The organism is Micromonospora sp. ATLC20 (assembly GCF_057196585.1).
The window spans coordinates 1-2,951 of record NZ_JBXUOV010000327.1; the positions used below are offsets into that span (position 1 = coordinate 1).

A 2,951-nucleotide genomic window follows, 5' to 3' on the forward strand; every position below is an offset into this window, starting at 1 on the left:
GCCCCGGCGCCGCGCGCCGCCGGGGCGCCGAGCAGCGCGACGATCGCCGCCTCGGTGCCCGCGCCGGCCGCCAGCAGCAGCCAGTACTCCGGGAGGGTGTCGCCGAACTCCACCGGCCACCAGTACGGCGGTTCGGTCTCGGCGAGCATGCGCAGCGGGTGGAGCACCGCCTGTTCGGCGAGGGCGAGCAGCAGGGCGAGCGGCACGAGCACCCGGGCCTGGTCGCGCAGCAGCAGCACGGCCGCGTCGAGCAGCTCGCCGACGGTCAGCGGACGGCGCGGCAGCACCGCGGTCGGGCCGGCGTCGGGCACGCGTACTCCTGGGCGGGGGCGAGCGGAGGTGGCGGGCGGGGCGACGCCCGGGGGATCATGGTTGCACGGCGGGTCCGCATCCGGTGGACCCGTCCGCTCCGGCGCGCCACGCTGGGCGGCCACGCCGACTTGCTGTGGTGCGCGGGGCCGCCCGGCGCTACGGTGCCGTGGAGACGCCGAACACCGAACACTCCAGACGAACGGGGATGGAACGATAAACCCCATGAGAGCCCGGGTACTCGTGGTCGACGACGACCCCGCCCTCGCCGAGATGCTCGGCATCGTGCTGCGCAGCGAGGGCTTCGTGCCGTCCTTCGTCGCGGACGGCGAACGGGCGTTGGCCGCCTTCCGCGACAGCCGACCCGACATCGTCCTGCTCGACCTGATGCTGCCGGGCATGAGCGGCATCGACGTGGCCCGCGCCATCCGGGGCGAGTCCGGCGTGCCGATCGTGATGCTGACCGCCAAGAGCGACACCGTCGACGTGGTGCTCGGGCTGGAGTCCGGCGCCGACGACTACGTGGTGAAGCCGTTCAAGCCCAAGGAGCTGGTGGCCCGGATGCGGGCCCGGCTGCGCCGGGGCGAGGACGTGGCGCCGGAGATGCTGACCATCGGCCCGCCCGGCAACCAGATCACCATCGACGTGCCGGCCCACACGGTCAGCCGCGACGGCGAGGAGGTGAAGCTGACGCCGCTGGAGTTCGACCTGCTGGTCGCGCTCGCCCGCAAGCCGCGTCAGGTCTTCACCCGCGAGGTGCTGCTGGAGCAGGTCTGGGGTTACCGCCACGCGGCGGACACCCGCCTGGTCAACGTGCACGTGCAGCGGCTGCGCGCCAAGATCGAGCCGGATCCGGAGCGACCCGAAATCATCCTGACCGTGCGGGGCGTGGGCTACAAGGCGGGTACCGGATAGCCTGGTCAGCACTGTGCTGACCTCGCTGCCCGAGTCGCCGACCCCCGCGCCCCGCCGGCTCTCCGCCGTGCGGGCGCTCTGGCTCGCCCTGACCGGCCGCGTCGCCCGGCTGGTGGCAGCCGTGCACCAGGCGTGGCGGCGGTCGCTCCAGGTCCGTGTGGTCACCATCACGCTGGTGGCGTCGAGTCTGCTGGTGGGCGGTTTCGCCTATCTGATCGCTGACAAGATCACCAGCATCCTGCTGGAGAACGCCGAGACCGACGTGCGGCTGCGGTTGAGCAACGGCAGCGAGTACGCGGCCAAGCAGTTCAACCTCTACAGCCAGCCGCAGGAGGCGCAGCTCCAGAACACCATCGACGGCACCGTCAACTACCTGGCCGGCGGCGACCCCACCCAGACCAGCGGCGTGGTGGTGGCGATCACCGCCGACAACTTCGCCGAGTTCATCGAGCCGCGGACCACGCCCGACGTGCCGGTGGACACGGTGATCGGCGACGAGCTGCGGGCCACCGTCGCCTCGGGCAAGGTCGCGCACCAGATCCGTACCGGCTCGCTCGGCGGCGAGCGGACGAAATACCTGGTCTACGGCTCTCCGGTGCCGACCAAGTTCGGGCAGGTCGAGCTCTACTACCTCGTACCGCTGGCCCGGCAGGACGCGACGGCGGCCGACGCCCGGGCCACGGTGGTCGCCACCGGCGTGGCGCTGGTGCTGCTGCTCGGCCTGCTGGCCGCCCTGGTCACCCGACTGGTGGTGACCCCGGTACGGGTGGCCGCGCGCACCGCGCAGCGGCTCTCCGCCGGTCTGCTGGACCAGCGCATGGTGGTCTCCGGCGAGGACGACCTCGCGCTGCTGGCGGCCTCGTTCAACCAGATGGCGACGAACCTGCAACGGCAGATCCTCCGGCTGGAGGAGATGTCCCGGCTGCAACGCCGGTTCACCTCCGACGTCTCGCACGAACTGCGGACGCCGCTGACCACGGTCCGGATGGCCGCCGACCTGATCTTCGCCGAGCGCGACGAGTTCGACCCGGCGGTGGCCCGCAGCGCCGAGCTGCTCCAGGCCGAGCTGGACCGGTTCGAGGAACTGCTCACCGACCTGCTGGAGATCAGCCGGTTCGACGCCGGTTTCGCGGTGCTGGACAGCGAGCCGACCGACCTGGTGCCGGTGGTGCACCGGGTCACCGAGCGGCTGGCCGGGCTGGCCGAGCGGGTCGGGGTGACCATCGAGCTGGACCTGCCGGACACTCCGGTGATCGCCGAGGTCGACCCGCGCCGCGTCGAGCGGGTGCTGCGCAACCTGGTCGGCAACGCGGTCGAGCACGGCGAGGCCAAGCCGGTACGGATCACCCTGGGTCAGGACCAGAGTGCGGTGGCGATCACCGTGCGGGACCACGGGGTCGGCCTCAAGCCGGGGGAGGAGAAGCTGGTGTTCAACCGCTTCTGGCGGGCCGATCCGTCGCGCGCCCGGCAGACCGGCGGCACCGGGCTGGGCCTGTCGATCAGCCTGGAGGACGCCCGCCTGCACGGCGGCTGGCTGGAGGCGTGGGGCGCGCCCGGGCAGGGCGCGCAGTTCCGGCTCACCTTGCCGGCCCGGGCCGGGGACCGGCTCACCACCAGCCCGCTACGGCTGGTGCCGGCCGACGCCACGGTGCCGTTCGGCGGCCCCCGCGACGGCGAGCTGTCCGCCATCGGGCCCGGCGGCGGCGTCGCCGCGCTGACCGCCGGAC

At 73.0% G+C, this 2,951-nt stretch carries 2 protein-coding genes and 1 pseudogene; 2 read left to right on the top strand and 1 reads right to left on the bottom strand.

The features are described 5' to 3' along the window. A pseudogene (locus AC2CHG_RS30900) lies at positions 1–311 on the bottom strand (hypothetical protein); the annotation flags it as partial. A gap of 223 nt (positions 312–534) precedes the next feature. Here AC2CHG_RS30900 and mtrA point away from each other — a divergent pair. Both mtrA and mtrB read left to right on the top strand, forming a co-directional pair. Then, complete coding sequence (mtrA, locus tag AC2CHG_RS30905) at positions 535–1,224, top strand: MtrAB system response regulator MtrA (RefSeq protein WP_088969953.1); 690 nt, start codon at positions 535–537, stop codon at positions 1,222–1,224. A 13-nt stretch (positions 1,225–1,237) separates the two neighbouring features. Next, positions 1,238–2,951: MtrAB system histidine kinase MtrB (gene mtrB / locus AC2CHG_RS30910; protein ID WP_484526150.1), on the top strand; the 1,714-nt coding region annotated here is incomplete at its 3' end.

Coding starts and splice junctions, on each gene's coding strand:
- mtrA (WP_088969953.1), top strand. CDS start 535: ATGAGAGCCCGGGTACTCGTGGTCGACGACGACCCCGCCCTCGCCGAG.